At 69.7% G+C, this 17407-nt stretch carries 14 protein-coding genes and 2 rRNA genes; 4 read left to right on the forward strand and 12 right to left on the reverse strand.

Translation table 11 applies throughout. From position 1 onward, the window contains the following. Nucleotides 1-93: 93 nt before the first annotated feature. Nucleotides 94-2145, reverse strand: a complete 2052-nt coding sequence (locus ACQ614_RS12540) for an APC family permease (RefSeq protein WP_431678607.1) — start codon at nt 2143-2145, stop codon at nt 94-96. A gap of 247 nt (nt 2146-2392) precedes the next feature. Between ACQ614_RS12540 and ACQ614_RS12545 the strand changes: the two genes are divergently transcribed. Continuing rightward, entirely contained in the window at nt 2393-3061 is a 669-nt protein-coding gene (locus ACQ614_RS12545; RefSeq protein ID WP_431678608.1) for a potassium channel family protein, read from the forward strand. Next, nucleotides 3061-3732 (forward strand): potassium channel family protein, encoded by a 672-nt coding sequence (locus ACQ614_RS12550; protein WP_431678610.1) that lies wholly within the window; start codon nt 3061-3063, stop codon nt 3730-3732. Before ACQ614_RS12545 ends, ACQ614_RS12550 begins: the two co-directional genes overlap by 1 nt. A 54-nt stretch (nt 3733-3786) precedes the next feature. Here the strand turns inward: ACQ614_RS12550 and ACQ614_RS12555 are convergent, their stop codons facing one another. Beyond that, a complete protein-coding gene (locus tag ACQ614_RS12555) occupies nt 3787-4533 on the reverse strand; it encodes a DUF3159 domain-containing protein (protein ID WP_431678611.1) in 747 nt (248 codons plus the stop codon). Further along, on the reverse strand, nt 4530-4940 hold the full coding sequence (locus ACQ614_RS12560; protein WP_363500691.1) for an OB-fold nucleic acid binding domain-containing protein: 411 nt from the start codon (nt 4938-4940) through the stop codon (nt 4530-4532). Before ACQ614_RS12560 ends, ACQ614_RS12555 begins: the two co-directional genes overlap by 4 nt. 150 nt (nt 4941-5090) lie before the next feature. Here ACQ614_RS12560 and ACQ614_RS12565 point away from each other — a divergent pair, with 150 nt between their 5' ends. Together ACQ614_RS12565 and ACQ614_RS12570 are read left to right on the forward strand one after the other, a co-directional pair. Then, on the forward strand, nt 5091-6293 hold the full coding sequence (locus tag ACQ614_RS12565) for an ROK family protein (protein WP_431678613.1): 1203 nt from the start codon (nt 5091-5093) through the stop codon (nt 6291-6293). A gap of 146 nt (nt 6294-6439) precedes the next feature. After that, nucleotides 6440-7771 (forward strand): LLM class flavin-dependent oxidoreductase, encoded by a 1332-nt coding sequence (locus ACQ614_RS12570; RefSeq protein ID WP_431678614.1) that lies wholly within the window; start codon nt 6440-6442, stop codon nt 7769-7771. Nucleotides 7772-7949: 178 nt separating this feature from the next. Here the strand turns inward: ACQ614_RS12570 and ACQ614_RS12575 are convergent, their stop codons facing one another. The 9 genes from ACQ614_RS12575 to ACQ614_RS12615 all read right to left on the reverse strand — a co-directional run bounded on the left by ACQ614_RS12575 (nt 7950) and on the right by ACQ614_RS12615 (nt 17394). After that, nucleotides 7950-8837 (reverse strand): TauD/TfdA dioxygenase family protein, encoded by an 888-nt coding sequence (locus ACQ614_RS12575; protein ID WP_431678615.1) that lies wholly within the window; start codon nt 8835-8837, stop codon nt 7950-7952. Between the two features lie 35 nt (nt 8838-8872). Next, entirely contained in the window at nt 8873-9211 is a 339-nt protein-coding gene (locus ACQ614_RS12580; RefSeq protein ID WP_431678616.1) for a 4Fe-4S dicluster domain-containing protein, read from the reverse strand. Nucleotides 9212-9247: 36 nt separating this feature from the next. Next, nucleotides 9248-10822: an FAD-binding protein gene (locus tag ACQ614_RS12585; protein WP_431678617.1), complete on the reverse strand. Its 1575-nt coding sequence runs from the start codon at nt 10820-10822 to the stop codon at nt 9248-9250. Nucleotide 10823: 1 nt separating this feature from the next. Beyond that, nucleotides 10824-11708, reverse strand: coding sequence for an ABC transporter permease (locus ACQ614_RS12590; protein ID WP_431678618.1), 885 nt, complete (start codon nt 11706-11708; stop codon nt 10824-10826). Beyond that, complete coding sequence (locus tag ACQ614_RS12595; protein WP_431678619.1) at nt 11705-12511, reverse strand: ABC transporter ATP-binding protein; 807 nt, start codon at nt 12509-12511, stop codon at nt 11705-11707. The genes ACQ614_RS12590 and ACQ614_RS12595 overlap by 4 nt, the downstream gene beginning before the upstream one ends. 4 nt (nt 12512-12515) lie before the next feature. Then, nucleotides 12516-13577 carry an ABC transporter substrate-binding protein gene (locus ACQ614_RS12600; RefSeq protein ID WP_431678621.1) on the reverse strand — a complete coding sequence of 354 codons (1062 nt, stop codon included), beginning with the start codon at nt 13575-13577 and terminating at the stop codon, nt 12516-12518. A gap of 262 nt (nt 13578-13839) precedes the next feature. Continuing rightward, complete coding sequence (locus ACQ614_RS12605) at nt 13840-14001, reverse strand: putative leader peptide (protein WP_431678622.1); 162 nt, start codon at nt 13999-14001, stop codon at nt 13840-13842. A gap of 98 nt (nt 14002-14099) precedes the next feature. Then, nucleotides 14100-14216 (reverse strand): 5S ribosomal RNA (rrf, locus tag ACQ614_RS12610). A gap of 72 nt (nt 14217-14288) precedes the next feature. Beyond that, nucleotides 14289-17394, reverse strand: a 23S ribosomal RNA gene (locus ACQ614_RS12615). Nucleotides 17395-17407 lie beyond the last annotated feature (13 nt).

The following is a 17407-nucleotide window of genomic DNA, read 5'->3' on the forward strand; positions in this document are numbered from 1 at the left end:
GCGGGTGGGCCACCTGCCCCGGACGGGCGCCGGAGCGGCCGGCCTTGCCTGCCTTGCCGGCGGCGCCGGAACGTCGGGGCGGGTTGTTGCGGGTCACGGGGATCCGTCCTTGCTGCCGGTCTGTGCGGTGTCGGAGGTGTCGAACGCCCGCGCACCCTGGTGCCTGGGCTCGCCGCGCCGGACGGCGCCGGGGGCGGACCAGGCCTTCTGCGGCTTGCGGCGCTCGGAGGACTCCAACTGCCAGGGTACGGACGTCACCATGACGCCGGGCTTGAACAGCAGTCGGCCCTTGAGGCGCAGGGCGCTCTGGTTGTGCAGCAGGTGCTCGTACCAGTGGCCGACGACGTACTCCGGGATGTAGACGGAGACGACGTCGCGCGGGCTGCTGCGGCGCAGGTTCTTGACGTAGTCGAGGACGGGGCCGGTGATCTCGCGGAACGGCGAGTCGAGGACCTTCAGCGGCACCTCGATGCCGCGGGCGTCCCAGTCCTTGCGCAGCGCCTCGGTGTCGGCCGGGTCGACGTTGACGGTGACGGCCTCCAGGGTGTGCGCCCGCGCGAGGCGGGCGTACGCGAGGGCGCGCAGCGCGGGCTTGTGCAGCTTGGAGACCAGGACGATGGCGTGCACCCGGGTGGGCGGGGCGACGTCGTCGGGCTCCTCGGCGGCGACCAGCTCGGCGGAGACCCGCTCGTAGTGGCGGCGGATGGCCTTCATCATCACGAACAGCACGACCATGGTCGCGATGGCGATCCAGGCGTGGCTGATCTTGGTGGCGAGGACGACGATCAGCACGGCCATGGTCATCACCAGGCCGAAGGTGTTGATGGCCCGGCTGCGCTGCATGTGCGAGCGCTTCTTCGGGTCGGTCTCGGTGCGCAGCAGGCGCGTCCAGTGCCGGATCATGCCGGACTGGCTCATGTTGAAGGAGACGAAGACGCCGACGATGTAGAGCTGGATCAGCCGGGTCGGGTCCGCGTCGAAGGCGATGATGAAGAGGATCGCCACGCCGGCCAGCAGGATGATGCCGTTGGAGAAGGCCAGGCGGTCGCCGCGGGTGTGCAGCTGGCGGGGCAGGTAGCGGTCCTGGGCGAGGATGGAGCCGAGCACCGGGAAGCCGTTGAAGGCGGTGTTGGCGGCGAGCACCAGGATCAGGCCGGTCACGGCGGCGACGAAGTAGAAGCCGGGCGTGAAGTTGGAGAAGACGGCCTCGCTGATCTGTGCCAGCGCGGTCTTCTGGTGGTAGTCGGGGCCGGAGCCGACGAGCTGCTCGGCCGGGTCCTCGGCCATCTGCACGTGGGTGAGGCGGGCCAGCCAGATGATGCCCATGAACATCACGACGGCGACGGAGGCCATCATCAGCAGCGTGGTGGCGGCGTTCTTGCTCTTCGGCTTGCGGAAGGCCGGGACGCCGTTGGAGATGGCCTCGACGCCGGTGAGCGCGGCACAGCCCGAGGAGAAGGCCTTCAGCAGCAGGAAGACCATCGCGAAGCCGGCCAGCGAGTCGTTGCCGGGGGTGGCCTCCAGGTGGAAGCCGGCGCTCTCGGCGTTCATGTCCTGGCCGAGGACGGAGCGGATCGCACCCCAGACCACCATGCCCATCACGCCGACCATGAAGGCGTAGGTGGGGACGGCGAAGGCGCTGCCGGACTCCCGAACACCGCGCAGGTTCATGCCCATGAGCAGGATGACCACGAGGATCGACAGCGGCAGCTCGTGGCCGCGCAGGGCGGGCACGGCGGAGACCACGTTGGCGACGCCGGAGGTGGTGGACACGGCGACGGTGAGCACGTAGTCGACGAGCAGGGCGCTCGCCACGATCAGGCCCGAGTTGGGGCCGTGGTTGACGGTGGCGACCTCGTAGTCGCCGCCGCCGCTGGGGTAGGCGTGCACGTTCTGCCGGTACGAGGCGACCACCGCGAGCATCACGATGGCGACGACGACGCCGATCTGCCAGGAGAAGTGGATCGCGGACGCCCCGGCGATGGACAGCGTGAGGAGGATCTCCTCGGGGGCGTAGGCGACGGAGGACAGCGCGTCCGAGGCGAACACGGGCAGCGCGATCCGCTTGGGCAGGAGCGTCTCCCCCAGCTTGTCGCTGCGGAGCGCTCGCCCGATCAGGATGCGTTTCGGAAGATCGGCAGGCATAGGCACATCAAGGAATCGTAGGGGCTGCCGACTCCTGCTCCGACGACCGGTGCCCCCTCCGTCGAGACTGTGTTCGGCGAACCGGCTAGCGTGTCGGATGAAGAGTTTGCGGGCAACACCCTGGTTGCCCGGGGTGCAGAGGTTGAAGGCACCGACGACAATTCACCCCCGAATGCGGGGTGCGGAAGGATGATGAGCGGTGTTTGCGCAGGTCATGGCCCCAACGGACAGGGTGAGGTAACGTCCCGTGCACATCGTCATCATGGGTTGCGGACGCGTGGGCTCGGCCCTCGCGAGAGCGCTCGAGAAACAGGGTCATTCGGTGGCCGTGGTGGATCAGGACCCGACCGCCTTCCGCCGGCTCGGCGCCGGTTTCAACGGCCGCCGGGTGACCGGTGTCGGCTTCGACCAGGACACCCTGCGCGAGGCGGGCATCGAGGAGGCGGGCGCGTTCGCCGCCGTCTCCAGCGGTGACAACTCCAACATCATCGCGGCCAGGGTCGCCCGCGAGAACTTCGGCGTCGAGCACGTCGCCGCCCGGATCTACGACCCCCGCCGCGCCGAGGTCTACCAGCGCCTGGGCATCCCGACCGTCGCCACCGTCCGCTGGACGGCCGACCAGATGCTGCGCCGGCTGCTGCCGAGCGGCGCCGAGCCGCTCTGGCAGGACCCGAGCGGCAGCATCCAGCTCGCCGAGGTCGCGTACGCGCCGACCTGGGTCGGGCACAAGCTGAGCGCGCTGGAGGAGGCGGCCGGGGTGCGGGTGGCCTTCCTCACCCGGCTCGGCGAGGGCGTGCTGCCGTCGGCGGGCATGGTCCTCCAGGAGGGCGACCTGGTGCACGTCACCCTGCACCGGACCGAGCTGGACGCGGTCGAGGCCGCGTTCGCGAAGGGCCCCGAGGAGGGTGGTCACTGATGCGAGTCGCCATTGCCGGGGCCGGTGCGGTCGGCCGCTCGATCGCGGGCGAGCTGCTGGAGAACGGCCACGACGTCCTCCTCATCGACAAGAACCCCAACTCGATCTCGGTCGAGCGCGTGCCGATGGCCGAGTGGCTGCTGGCCGACGCCTGCGAGATCACCTCGCTGGACGAGGCCGCCCTGCAGCGCTGCCACGTGGTCATCGCGGCCACCGGCGACGACAAGGTCAACCTGGTCGTCTCGCTGCTCGCGAAGACCGAGTACGGCGTGCCGCGGGTGGTCGCCCGGGTCAACAACCCGAAGAACGAGTGGCTCTTCAACGAGTCCTGGGGCGTCGACGTGGCCGTCTCCACGCCGCGCCTGATGTCGGCGCTGGTCGAGGAGGCCGTCAGCGTCGGCGACCTCGTCCGGCTGATGCGCTTCAGCCAGGGCAACGCCAACCTGGTCGAGCTGACCCTCGCCGCCGACACCGAGCTGGTCGGCACCCGCGTCGCGGAGGTGCCCTGGCCGGTCGACACCGCCCTGGTGACGATCATCCGTGAGGGCCGGGTGCTGGTGCCGGGCAAGAACGACACCCTGGAGGCCGGCGACGAGCTGCTGTTCGTGGCCGCCCAGGAGCGCGAGGAGGAGCTGGAGAACCTGCTCTCGGCGGGCTCCGGCGCCCAGTAGCGGCGCGCACTGCACGGAGAAGGGGCCGTACCCGGCGGGTACGGCCCCTTCTCGTCACTCCGTGTCCGTCTGCGCCTTGATCGGCGGCGGCGCCTTCAGCAGGATCTGCCAGGTCACGTACATCGCCAGCAGCATCGGCGGGATGCCCAGCGCGACCTTCAGCCAGCCCAGCAGGTTGACGTTCCCGGTGAAGTACAGCGGGAAGAGGATCAGCGGCTTGATGCCCATGATCAGGACCCAGGCCCAGGTGGCCTTGGTGTACGCGGCGAGCCGGCCCGGGTTCTGGGTGCGCCAGGTGAACATCTCGCCGGTGATCGGGCCGAGCATCACACCGATCAGCGGCCAGCGGACCAGTGCCGAGACGGCCAGCGCCACGCAGTAGCCCACGTTGTAGAGCAGGCCCGGCAGGTAGAAGTTCTCCGCCTTGCCGGTCTTCATCGAGATCCAGGCGCCGATCGCGACACCGAACACGCCGCTGAACGCGTGCTGAATGGTCTCCCGCTTGGCCAGCCGGACCACCACGAACAGCGCGCTCAGGCCGAGCGCCGACCACGCCGCGGTGGCGACCTGGTGGGTCAGGTTGAAGGCGACGATGAAGACCAGGCCCGGCAGCGTCATGTCGATCATGCCGCGGATGCCGCCGAAGGCCTTGATCACCGTCTCGGCGGCCTCCTTGGAGGCGGCCTCGTCGTGCGCCGGCGTGCCGGGCTGCGGCTCCGGGTCGTGCGCCACGGCCGGCTCGAACCCGGTGGGCAGGTCGGCTGTACGGGCGGCGGGCTCGCCGCCGGGAAGGTTGCTCACGCTGATTCGCTCCCGTGTCCAACCGGACGCAGCTCGTAGCGGGGGTTGAACAGCACGCGGCGCCCGCGTGCATGGCTGATCCGGCCGGAGGCGATGAGCCGCCGGCCCGGTTCTATGCCCACGATCGAGCGGCGGCCCAGCCAGACCACGTCCAGCGCGTCGCTGCCGTCGAAGAGTTCGGCCTCCAGGGCCGGCACGCCCGCCCGCGGGCGGAGCGTCACGGTGCGCAGGGTCCCGGCCACGGTGACCACTTCGCGGTCCCCGCAGCTGGCGATCGGGGTGCATCCCGACTCGGCGGTGTCCTGGCGCAGCTCCTCGGCCTCGAGCTCCTCGGTCGAGGAGGTCAGCCGGTTGAGCATGCGCCGGAAACGGCCCTGCGGCTGGTCGCTGCGGATGTCACCACTCATGTCGGAAAGGCTACCGGTTGGGAGGCCCCCGGTGGCAGGGCCGCAGGTCACCGCAGCCCGCCGCGGCCCCGTCGGAGGCACGGACGGCGCGGGCGGCCGCTTCACGCCGCCGCCACGCCCGCGCAACACCCCGCTGGGACCATCGACCGCATGCTCTCCCTGGTCGCCTCCCCCACGTTCGGACGAACCGCGCAGCCGGCCGAGGGCGGCGGCGCCGGCGCCGTGCTGCGCAAGGTCCTGGCGGGCGGTGCGATGACCCGCCCCGCGGTCGGCCGGGCCACCGGCCTCAGCCCGGCCGCCGTCTCCCGGCACACCGCCGACCTCATCGCCCTCGGCCTGCTGCGCGAACTCCCACCACCGGACGGACCGCCCCGGGCCGGCCGCCCCCGGCTGCCGCTGGACATCGACACCCGCCACCACCTCGCCTGCGGCGTGCACATCGGCGTGCCCTGGCTGACCTTCGCCCTGCTCGACCTGCGCGGCCGGGTCGTCGCCCACGAACGCATCCCGCGGCAGGGCGGCGCCGCCGACGTCCTGCGGGCGGTCCGCGGCCACCTGCCCTCCTTCACCGCCCGCCGCGCCGCCGGCAGGTCGCTGCTCGGCGTGGGCGTGGTCACCGGCGGCTGGGTGGACTCCGAGCGCGGCGTCGTCGTCGAGCACGGCCCGCTCGGCTGGCACGACGTCCCCGTTCGCGACCTGCTCTCCGGCGCGACCCGCCTCCCCGTCCACGTCGACGGCCACGCCCGCGCCCTCGCCAGGGCCGAGCTGCTGTTCGGCGCCGGCCGGGACAGCACCGAACTGGTGCAGCTCTTCGTCGGCAACGTCGTCGACGCCGCCATCGCCACCGGCGGCGGTGTCCTCCAGGGCCGGCGCTCCCGCGCCGGGGACATCGGCCACCTGCCGGTGCCCGGCTCCGCCGAGCAGTGCCCCTGCGGCCGGACCGGCTGCCTCCAGGCCACCGTCTCCGACCGCGCCCTGGTACGCCGCGCCCACCGGCAGGGCGTCGTCCCGCAGCCCGACCTCGACCTGCTGCTCACCCGGGCCGCCGCCGGGCACACCGCGGCACTGGAACTCTTCGAGGAACGGCTGCGGCTGGTCGCGCCCGCCGCCGCCCTGCTCCTGGACGTCCTCAACCCGGAGGTGCTGGTGGTCAGCGAGGCCGGGACGGCCGTCTCCCCGCACCTCGCCGGCGTGCTGCACCGGCAGGTGCTGGCACACGCCCGGCCGGAGCCGGGACAGCTGGTCACTGCGGGCTCCTTCGGCCTGGACATCCTGGCCGTCGCGGCCTGCGCCGGCGTCCTCGACAGCGCCTACCGGCGGCCGATGGAACTGCGCACCGCCCGGGCGTCCTGACCGCCGCGCAGCCGGGGCGCACCGGTGCGAACGGGCGGTCAACGCCGCATTAATTCCGCCGGGCCGGCGAATCGTTGTCCGGCCGCGGGGCGGCCCGGAGGATGGCAGGGACCCCTCTTCCCTCCTCCGAGCCGGAGCCCTCCGCCATGCCCGAGAACGACCGCCAGCTGCACTTCAACCTCTTCCTGATGGGCGTCGGCCACCACGAGGCCGCCTGGCGCCACCCCCGTACGGACCCGGCGCAGGCCGCCGACGTCACGCACTTCCAGAACCTCGCCCGGCAGGCCGAGGCCGCCTCCTTCGACTCGGTGTTCCTCGCCGACGGCGTGGAGGCCCGCTCCGACGGCGGCTGGGGCCTGATCAGCCACTTCGAGCCGTTCACCCTGCTCACCGCGCTGGCCGTGGTGACCGAGCGGATCGGCCTGATCGGCACCGTCTCCACCGGCTTCTCCGAGCCGTACAACCTGGCCCGGCAGTTCGCCTCGCTCGACCACATCAGCCGCGGCCGCGCCGGCTGGAACATCGTCACCTCGGCCGGCGACCGGGCCGCGCAGAACTTCGGGCGCAGCGCCAACCAGGAGCACGCCGTGCGCTACAAGCGGGCGGCCGAGTTCCTGGACGTCGTCACCGCGCTCTGGGACAGCTGGGAGGACGGCGCGCTGCTGCTGGACCGCTCCAGCGGCGCCTTCGCCGACCCGGAGCGGGTGCACGAGATCGACCATGCCGGCGCGCACTTCCGCGTCCGCGGCCCGCTGAACATCCCGCGCAGCCCGCAGGGGCACCCGCTGCTGGTGCAGGCCGGGTCCTCCGGCAGCGGGCGCGCCTTCGCCGCCCGGTGGGCCGAGGCGGTGTTCACCGCGCAGCAGACCCTCGCCGAGGGGCAGGCCTTCTACGGCGACCTCAAGCGGCAGGCCGCCGCCGCGGGCCGCGACCCGCAGCAGGTGAAGATCCTGCCCGGGGTGGTGCCGGTGATCGGCTCCACCGAGGCCGAGGCCCGCCGCCTGGACAAGGAACTGGACGGCCTGATCAGCCCCGCCCGGGCCGTCTCGGTGCTCTCCGGCGTCCTCGGCGTCGACCTCACCGACCACCCGCTGGACGCCCCGCTGCCGCCGCTGCCGCCCGTCACCGAGATCAACGGCGCCAAGAGCCGCTTCGAGCTGGTGCGCGACCTCGCCGTGCGGAACGGCCTGACGCTCCGACAGCTGATCGGCCGGCTCGGCGGCGGCCGCGGCCACCAGGTCGTCGTCGGCACGCCCGAGCAGATCGCCGACCACATCGAGACCTGGTTCACCGAGGGCGCCGCGGACGGCTTCAACGTGATGCCTCCGATCCTCCCGGCCGGGCTGACCGACTTCGTCGAGCAGGTGCTGCCGATCCTGCGCAAGCGCGGCCTGTTCCGGGAGGGCTACACCGGCCGCACCCTGCGCGAGCACTACGGGCTGCCGCGGCCGGCCGGCCGCTGGTCGACCGCCGCCTGACGGCACCCGTACCTGCACTCGTATCTGGGGCGCAGCAGTCACCGACTGCTGCGCCCCCTCGCGTGTCCGGCGGGACGGACGCGCCTGCGCCACCGCTGCGGGGGACGCCGTGCACGCCGACGGCCGCGCCGCGGGCGGGTGCCCTGCGGCGCGGCCGGTGCGGTGGCCGGGGTGCGGCTCAGCCGGTGTAGTGCGCGGCGTCGTCGCCCTCGAGGATGTAGCTGGGCTCGCCGCTGATGCCGACCGGCACGTCGCCGGCGACGGTGACGCGGTGCAGGCGGCGCGGCAGGTCGTCGTAGTCGTCCGGCGCGTAGTGCTGGGTCGAGCGGTTGTCGAACAGCACCACGTCGCCCACCGACCAGCGCCAGCGCACCACGTTCTCCGGCCGGGTCACGTACGACTGCAGGGTGCGCAGCAGGTCGAGCGAGGCGCCGCTCGGCAGGCCCAGGATGCGCTCGGCGAACCCGCCGACGAACAGGCCCCGTTCGCCGCTCTCCGGGTGGACCCGGACGACCGGGTGGGCCGTCCGGTAGGTGCGGGAGGTGAAGACCCGGCGGCGCTCGGCCTCCGCGTCGTCCGGCTCCTTGCCCTGCGCGTAGTCGTAGTCGTTGGTGTGCACCGCCCACAGCCGGTCGGCGAACTCCCGCAGCTGCTCCGGCAGGTCGCGGTAGGCGGTCTGGGCGTTGGCGATCAGGGTGTTGCCGCCGTAGGGCGGGACGATCAGGCTGCGCAGCGTGGACGCCTTCGGCGGGGTGCGGACGAAGGTCACGTCGGTGTGCCACTGGTTGGCGCGGCCGCCGTCCTCGCTGTCCACGGCGAGGACGTTGGGCTGCCCGTCGAGCGCGGGCACCGTCGGATGGGCGGTGGTGAGCGGGCCGAAGTGGGCGGCGAAGCGGGTCTGGCCCTCGTCGTCGAGGTACTGTCCGCGGAAGAACAGGGCCTTGTGGGCGACCAGCGCGTCGTTGAGCGCGGCGACGGTCTCCTCGCCGAGCGGCTGGGCGAGGTCGAGGCCGGTGATCTCGGCGCCGATGCGGCCGCCGACCTTGTGGAGCTCGAATGCGGTCACGGGAGTGCTCCTTCTCTGTTGGTCCGTAAGGGAGTTCAGGAGGTGATGGGTGCGGTGCCGAGGGCCGGGCCGATGGCGCGGAGTGCGCCCGGTGTGCGGCCGTGGCCCCAGCCGATGCGGGCCCGGTAGCTGCCGAGCAGGCCGGCTCCGGCGAGTTCGTGCTCGTCGTGCGGGCGGTCCTGCGGATGGGTGCGCGGGTCGACGTACAGGGCGTCGACCGGGCAGTTGGCCTCGCACTGGAAGCAGGTCTGGCAGTCGCTCTGCCGGGCGATCACGGGGATGCCGTCCGGGCCGCGGTCGAAGACGTCGGTCGGACAGACCCTGATGCACTTGTCGCAGGCGATGCAGCGGGCGGCGGAGACGAGTTCGATCACGCGGGCTCCTTCACGGGGTCTCCTTCTCGCGGGTTCTCACGCGGGCTCCTTCAGGGGGCGGGTCCAGACCTCGTCCAGGCCACCGGTGGCGATCCGGTGGTGCTGGGCCGGGTCCCGGTCGGGGAAGTCCAGGCGGCGGGCCATGCCGCGGCTCTCGGTGCGGGCGAGCGCCGAGCGGTACATCCAGCGGGCGTTGGCGGCGAGCGCGGCGGCCTGCCGGGCCCGGATCGTGTCCCGGCCCTCGCCGTGCAGGCCTTGGCGCAGCTGCCGCCAGGTGTCGTCGAGCACCCGCAGCGCCCCGGTGAGGGTGTCGCCGTGCCGCAGGTAGTTCTTCTCGTACGGCAGCACCTCGCCCTGCACGGCGGCTATCACCTCGCGGTGGTCGGCGCCGCCCCGGCCGGTCGGCCGCAGCCCCGCCCCGCCGGCGGCCCGCACCGACCGGGTGCGGGCCCGGCCGCCGAGCCCGAGGGCGTACTGTGCCGCACCGCGTCCGGCCCAGCTGCCGGAGGACATCGCCCAGGCGGCGTTGTGGCTGCCGCCGCCGGTGAAGCCGCCGCAGATCAGCTCGCGGGTGGCGGCGTCGCCCGCCGCGTACAGGCCGGGCACGGTGGTGCGGCAGTCCTCGCCGGCGATCCGGATGCCGCCGGTGCCGCGGACGGTGCCCTCGGCGAGCAGGGTGACGGCGAACCGCTCGGTGAACGGGTCGATGCCGAGCCGGTCGAAGGTGAGGAAGAAGTTCGGCTGGGCGAGCCGCATCGCCTGCTGTGCCGCCGGGTCGGCCCGGTCGAGGGTGCAGTACACCTTGGCGCCGAGCAGTTCCCGGGCGATCACCGAGCGGCCGCCCTGGCTGGCGGCGCCCTCCAGCACGCTGCCGTCCTCCCGGTAGAAGGTGGCGAAGGAGTAGAAGGCGGTCTTGGTGACGGAGGTGTGCTCGGGCGCGATGCCGTACGCGTTGGAGAACTCCATGCCGGAGAGCTCCGCGCCGACCTCGGCCGCGTACAGGGCGCCGTCGCCGGTGTCGGTGTCGGTGCCGAGCGCGCCGCTGAGGAAGGCGCAGCCGCCGGTGGCGAGGACGACGGCGCCGGCCCGCACCCGGTACGGGTGGCCGGCCTGCCGCCGGTGTCCGGCCGCTCCGGCCACCGATCCGTCGGCGGCGGTGAGGAGTTCGGTGACCGGGCTGTGGTCGAGGATGCGCACCCCGGCCCGGCGGGTGCGGATGCGCATCCGCCGCATGTACTCGGGGCCCTGCAGCCCGTTGCGCAGCTGCCGCCCGTCCGGCGCGGTCGGGAAGGGGTAACTCCCCGTCTCCGCGAGCTCGTTGATGTTGGCGTAGGTCCGGTCGAGGACGCGGGCCATCCAGCCGCGGTCGGCGAGGTACCCGCCGAGCCCCTCCCGGCTGGCCATCGCGGCCTCGCGGGCGGCGGGTTCGGGCTGTACGTACCAGACTCCGGTGCCGCCGGCGGCGGTCGCGCCGCTGGTGCCGCAGTAGCCCTTGTCGGCGAGGACGACGCCCGCGCCGGCCCGGGCGGCCTCCAGGGCGGCCCAGGTGGCGGCCGGTCCGCCGCCCACCACCAGGACGTCCGCGGTGAGTTCCTCCGTCGGTGCGCCCATCTCAGCGCCCCACCGGGGCGCGCCAGGCGGTGAACCTGCGCTCCAGGGCGACCAGCAGCTGGTTGAAGGCGACGCCGATGACGGAGATGGTGACGATGCCCGCGTACATCTGCGGGATCGCGAAGTTGAACTGCGAGGCGTTGATCAGGTAGCCGAGCCCGGCCTTGGCGCCGACCATCTCGGCGGCGACCAGGACGAGGATGGAGACGGCTCCGGCGAGCCGGATGCCGGTGAACACGGTCGGCACGGACGCCGGCAGGATCACCTTCTGGAACAGCCGGAACGGCGGGAGGTTGAGCGACCGGGCCAGCCGCAGCAGGGTCGGGTCGACGGTGCGGACGGCGCTGACGGTGTTCAGCAGCACGGGCCAGATGCACGCGTACAGCACGATGGAGATCTTGGACGTCTCCCCGATGCCGAGGATCAGCACGAACACCGGCAGCAGTGCGAGCGCGGCCGTGTTGCGGAAGAGCTCCAGCAGCGGGCTGAGCAGGTCTGCGATCGGCCGGTACCAGCCGATCAGCAGGCCGAGCGGCACCCCGATCACCACCGAGAGGCCGAAGCCGCTGAGCGAACGGGTCAGGCTGGCCTGGGTGTTGGTGGCGAGCTGGCCACTGTCGAGCAGGCCGAACCATGCGTCCACGACCTCGCTGAACGGCGGCAGGAAGGTCGGGTCGACGAGTTGCAGCCGCGGTGCGGTCTCCCAGACCGCGAGCAGGGCGACGATCGCCACGCTCTTGGTCAGCGCGCCGCCCAGCAGGCGGGGCAGCAGGGACGGGCGGCGCGCTGCCGGGCCGGCCGGCTTCGCCGCGGCGGGGGCTGCCGCGGCCGGCGGCCGGGGTTTGGTGAGGACGGGCGGGGGGGACGGGCGGACGTCGGTGCTCATACGGCGCTGACCTCTCTCTCCAACTGCTGGGCCCGGCTGACCTCGTCGTGCAGCAGGCTCCAGATCTCGTGCCGGTACCGGGCGAACTCCGGGCTGGAGCGCAGGTCCTGGGCGGCGGTGCGGTCGCCGAGGTCGATCGGGACGACCTGCTTGACCCGCCCGGGACGGGAGGTGAGCACGGCCACCCGCCCGCCGAGGTAGACCGCCTCCTCGATGCCGTGGGTGATGAAGACGACGGTCTTCCCGGTCTGCTGCCAGATCCGCAGCAGCTCGTCCTGCAGCGACTCGCGGGTCTGTGCGTCCAGTGCCGCGAAGGGCTCGTCCATCAGCAGCACTTCGGGGTCGTAGGCGAGGCTGCGGGCGATCGCCACCCGCTGCTTCATGCCGCCCGACAGCTCGTGCGGGTGGCGGTCCTCGAAGCCCTGCAGGCCGACCAGGGCGAGGTACTCCCTTGCGCGGGCGGCCCGTTGGCGCCTCGGCACACCGATGGACTCGAGGCCGAACTCGACGTTGCCCTGCGCGGTGCGCCAGGGCAGCAGGGCGTACTGCTGGAAGACGGTGGAGCGGTCCGGGCCGGGCCCGTCGACCGGCTTGCCGTTCAGCAGGATCTCGCCGGAGGTCGGCGCGGTGAGGCCGCCGAGCAGGTCGAGCAGCGTCGACTTGCCGCAGCCGCTCGGCCCGACGAGCACCGCGAACTCACCGGCGGCGATGTCGAGGTCGACCCGGTCGACGGCGGTGAACTCGCCGCCGCCGCGGACGCGGAACGCCTTGCTGACGGAACGGAAGGAGATGTCGGCGCTCATCGGCTCAGCTCCTGCTCGGGGAGGGGCTCGGGGTGCCGGCTGCCGCCGCGGACGCGGGGTAGCCGTTGAACTCGTTGGTGTAGAGGTCGCCCGGCTTCACCTGACCGGCCTTGATGTCGCCGTGCTCGACCAGCCAGTCGATCCAGAGCTTGAACTCCTCGTCGGTGATCCGGCCGCCGGTCTCCGCGACACCCGCCGACTTCCAGTACTTCAGTGCGGCGGTGTCCTCGTTGCGGCCGCGCTTCTTGACGATCTCGATGCTGCGGGCGATGACCTCCTCGCGCGGGGTGGTCCTGGTCCACTCGATGACCTTGGCGACACCCGTGACGAAGGTCCGCGCGGTGTTCGGGTTCTCCTTGAGGAAGCGGTTGGTCACCACGTACGTGCCGGCGCTGAACCGGCCGAGCAGGTCGTAGTCGGTGAACAGCGGGCGGATGCCGCCGGCGGCCAGGGCCTTGTCCCGCAGCACGCCGCCCAGCACACCGACCTCGATCTGCCGCTGGCGCAGGGACTGGTCGGTGTTGACCGGCGGCACCACGATCGGCTCGACCTTGGCGATCTCCGCCTTCGAGAGGCCGTTGCGCTGCAGGTAGATGTCGAGGATCGCCTCGCTGTGCGCGCCGAGGGTGTTCATCCCGACCTTCTTGCCGAGCAGGTCCCTGGCCGAGCGGATCGGGCTGTCCTCCCGCACGTAGAAGCCGTTGTACGCGGCCTCGTCGACGCCGTAGTAGCTGATCACCGCCTTCACCGGGGCCCCTGCCGCGATGAGCTTCACGACCGCGCCGTTGAACGCGCCGCCGAAGTCGATCTGGCCGGTCGCCGCCGACTGGATGTCCTGCGGCCCGCTGATCGTGTTGCCGACCCACTCGAGCTTCACATCGCCGAAGTAGCCGAGGTCCTCGGCGAGTTCGGGCAGTGTCACCTGCCCTGCCCAGCCCTGGTATCTGAGCTTCTTCGTCTCGGCCTTGGCACCGGACGACGCGGTGGCCCGGCCACACGCGGCGGCGGCGACCCCCACGGCGGCGAGCGCGAGGAACTGGCGGCGGGAGGAGGCAGCGGCGGGCATGGCGGAGATCCTTTGCGGAAGGGCGGCACACCGTGCCCCGGCGACCGGCAGCACGGCGCCACGCCGTCACGGCAGCAGCCTGGGACGGCGTGCGCCGGCCCGTCAGCGGGGAACGGCGACGCAGGGAGAGTGGAGTGAACGCCCACGGCCGGCGCGAGGGGCCGGGTGGGTGTGAGAGAAGAGCTCAGCGGCGGTGAGCCGTACAAGCTCGGGTGAGGACAGCGAGGCCGTGCGCCGTCACGGCGCGGTGCGGGGCTGCCTGTCAGTGGCAGGCAGCACAGATGGCGCTCGCGTGCCGTCGAAGATCGACGTGCAGGCGGCCTACGAGGCTCTCGGCTTGACTCACACTCTCAGCGTTCCAGCCCGCCGGACCCGGGTCAACGAATGTTCCAGGCCCGCAAGAAACCTGTCGTACCGCCGACACACACGGGGACGGCCCCGGCCGGGTTGGGCCCGATCGAGTCGGGTCCGGAAATGCGAGAAGCCCCGCCCGGGACCCGGGCAGGGCTTCTCTGAAGAATTGTTCGGCGGCGTCCTACTCTCCCACAGGGTCCCCCCTGCAGTACCATCGGCGCTACGAGGCTTAGCTTCCGGGTTCGGAATGTGACCGGGCGTTTCCCTCGCGCTATGACCACCGAAACACTATGAAACCGTGAACCGGACATGAGTCTGTTCGTGGTTTCAGAACCAACACAGTGGACGCGAGCAACTGAGGACAAGCCCTCGGCCTATTAGTACCGGTCAACTCCACCCCTCACGGGGCTTCCATATCCGGCCTATCAACCCAGTCGTCTACTGGGAGCCTTACCCTCTCCAGGAGGTGGGAGTGCTCATCTCGAAGCAGGCTTCCCGCTTAGATGCTTTCAGCGGTTATCCCTCCCGAACGTAGCCAACCAGCCATGCCCTTGGCAGGACAACTGGCACACCAGAGGTTCGTCCGTCCCGGTCCTCTCGTACTAGGGACAGCCCTTCTCAACACTCCTACGCGCACAGCGGATAGGGACCGAACTGTCTCACGACGTTCTAAACCCAGCTCGCGTACCGCTTTAATGGGCGAACAGCCCAACCCTTGGGACCTACTCCAGCCCCAGGATGCGACGAGCCGACATCGAGGTGCCAAACCATCCCGTCGATATGGACTCTTGGGGAAGATCAGCCTGTTATCCCCGGGGTACCTTTTATCCGTTGAGCGACGGCGCTTCCACAAGCCACCGCCGGATCACTAGTCCCTACTTTCGTACCTGCTCGACCCGTCAGTCTCACAGTCAAGCTCCCTTGTGCACTTACACTCAACACCTGATTGCCAACCAGGCTGAGGGAACCTTTGGGCGCCTCCGTTACCCTTTAGGAGGCAACCGCCCCAGTTAAACTACCCACCAGACACTGTCCCTGATCCGGATCACGGACCCAGGTTAGACATCCAGCACGACCAGAGTGGTATTTCAACGTCGACTCCACAACAACTGGCGTTGCTGCTTCAAAGTCTCCCACCTATCCTACACAAGCCGAACCGAACACCAATATCAAGCTATAGTAAAGGTCCCGGGGTCTTTCCGTCCTGCTGCGCGAAACGAGCATCTTTACTCGTAATGCAATTTCACCGGGCCTGTGGTTGAGACAGTCGAGAAGTCGTTACGCCATTCGTGCAGGTCGGAACTTACCCGACAAGGAATTTCGCTACCTTAGGATGGTTATAGTTACCACCGCCGTTTACTGGCGCTTAAGTTCTCAGCTTCGCCCGACCGAAATCGGACTAACCGGTCCCCTTAACGTTCCAGCACCGGGCAGGCGTCAGTCCGTATACATCGCCTTACGGCTTCGCACGGACCTGTGTTTTTAGTAAACAGTCGCTTCTCGCTGGTCTCTGCGGCCACCCCCAGCTCGGATTGCAAGACTCGTCACCGGGGCTGGCCCCCCTTCTCCCGAAGTTACGGGGGCATTTTGCCGAGTTCCTTAACCACAGTTCACCCGAACGCCTCGGTATTCTCTACCTGACCACCTGAGTCGGTTTGGGGTACGGGCCGCCATGAAACTCGCTAGAGGCTTTTCTCGACAGCATAGGATCATCCACTTCACCACAATCGGCTCGGCATCGGGTCTCAGCCTTGATGAGTGACGGATTTGCCTATCACTCGGCCTACACCCTTACCCCGGGACAACCACCGCCCGGGCTGGACTACCTTCCTGCGTCACCCCATCGCTCACCTACTACCACCTTGGGCCGCCGGCTCCACCACTCCCCTTCACCCGAAGGATCCGGGGCGGCTTCACGGGCTTAGCATCAGAGGGTTCAGCGTTGGCGCTTCACAGCGGGTACGGGAATATCAACCCGTTGTCCATCGACTACGCCTGTCGGCCTCGCCTTAGGTCCCGACTTACCCTGGGCAGATCAGCTTGACCCAGGAACCCTTGGTCAATCGGCGCAAGAGTTTCCCACTCTTGTATCGCTACTCATGCCTGCATTCTCACTCGTGAACCGTCCACGACTCGATTCCTCGGCCGCTTCACCCGGCACACGACGCTCCCCTACCCATCCACAGCGCCGTTGGGCGTATTCTGTGAATGACACGACTTCGGTGGTGTGCTTGAGCCCCGCTACATTGTCGGCGCGGAATCACTTGACCAGTGAGCTATTACGCACTCTTTCAAGGGTGGCTGCTTCTAAGCCAACCTCCTGGTTGTCTCTGCGACTCCACATCCTTTCCCACTTAGCACACGCTTGGGGACCTTAGTCGGTGTTCTGGGCTGTTTCCCTCTCGACCATGGAGCTTATCCCCCACAGTCTCACTGCCGCGCTCTCACTTACCGGCATTCGGAGTTTGGCTAAGGTCAGTAACCCGGTGAGGCCCATCGCCTATCCAGTGCTCTACCTCCGGCAAGAAACACGCGACGCTGCACCTAAATGCATTTCGGGGAGAACCAGCTATCACGGAGTTTGATTGGCCTTTCACCCCTAACCACAGGTCATCCCCCAGGTTTTCAACCCTGGTGGGTTCGGTCCTCCACACGGTCTTACCCGCGCTTCAACCTGCCCATGGCTAGATCACTCCGCTTCGGGTCTTGGGCATGCAACTCAGGTCGCCCTATTCGGACTCGCTTTCGCTACGGCTACCCCACACGGGTTAACCTCGCTACACACCGCAAACTCGCAGGCTCATTCTTCAAAAGGCACGCAGTCACAGTCCGAAGACTGCCCCCACGGCTTGTAGGCACACGGTTTCAGGTACTATTTCACTCCGCTCCCGCGGTACTTTTCACCATTCCCTCACGGTACTATCCGCTATCGGTCACCAGGGAATATTTAGGCTTAGCGGGTGGTCCCGCCAGATTCACACGGGATTTCTCGGGCCCCGCCTACTTGGGAAATAGGCAAGCAAGCCGCTGATGTTTCGTCTACGGGGGTCTTACCCTCTACGCCGGACCTTTCGCATGTCCTTCGACTACACCAACGGTTTCTGACTCGCCGACCGGCCGGCAGACCGGTCAAGCCCACTCCCACAACCCCGTCACGGCAACCCCTGCCGGGTCTCACACCATGACGGTTTGGCCTCATCCGGTTTCGCTCGCCACTACTCCCGGAATCACGGTTGTTTTCTCTTCCTGCGGGTACTGAGATGTTTCACTTCCCCGCGTTCCCTCCACATACCCTATGTGTTCAGGTATGGGTGACAGCCCATGACGACTGCCGGGTTTCCCCATTCGGACACCCCCGGATCAAAGCTCGGTTGACAGCTCCCCGGGGCCTATCGCGGCCTCCCACGTCCTTCATCGGTTCCTGGTGCCAAGGCATCCACCGTGCGCCCTTAAAAACTTGGCCACAGATGCTCGCG

The organism is Kitasatospora dryopteridis (assembly GCF_050749075.1).
Classification (GTDB): Bacteria; Actinomycetota; Actinomycetes; order Streptomycetales; family Streptomycetaceae; genus Kitasatospora.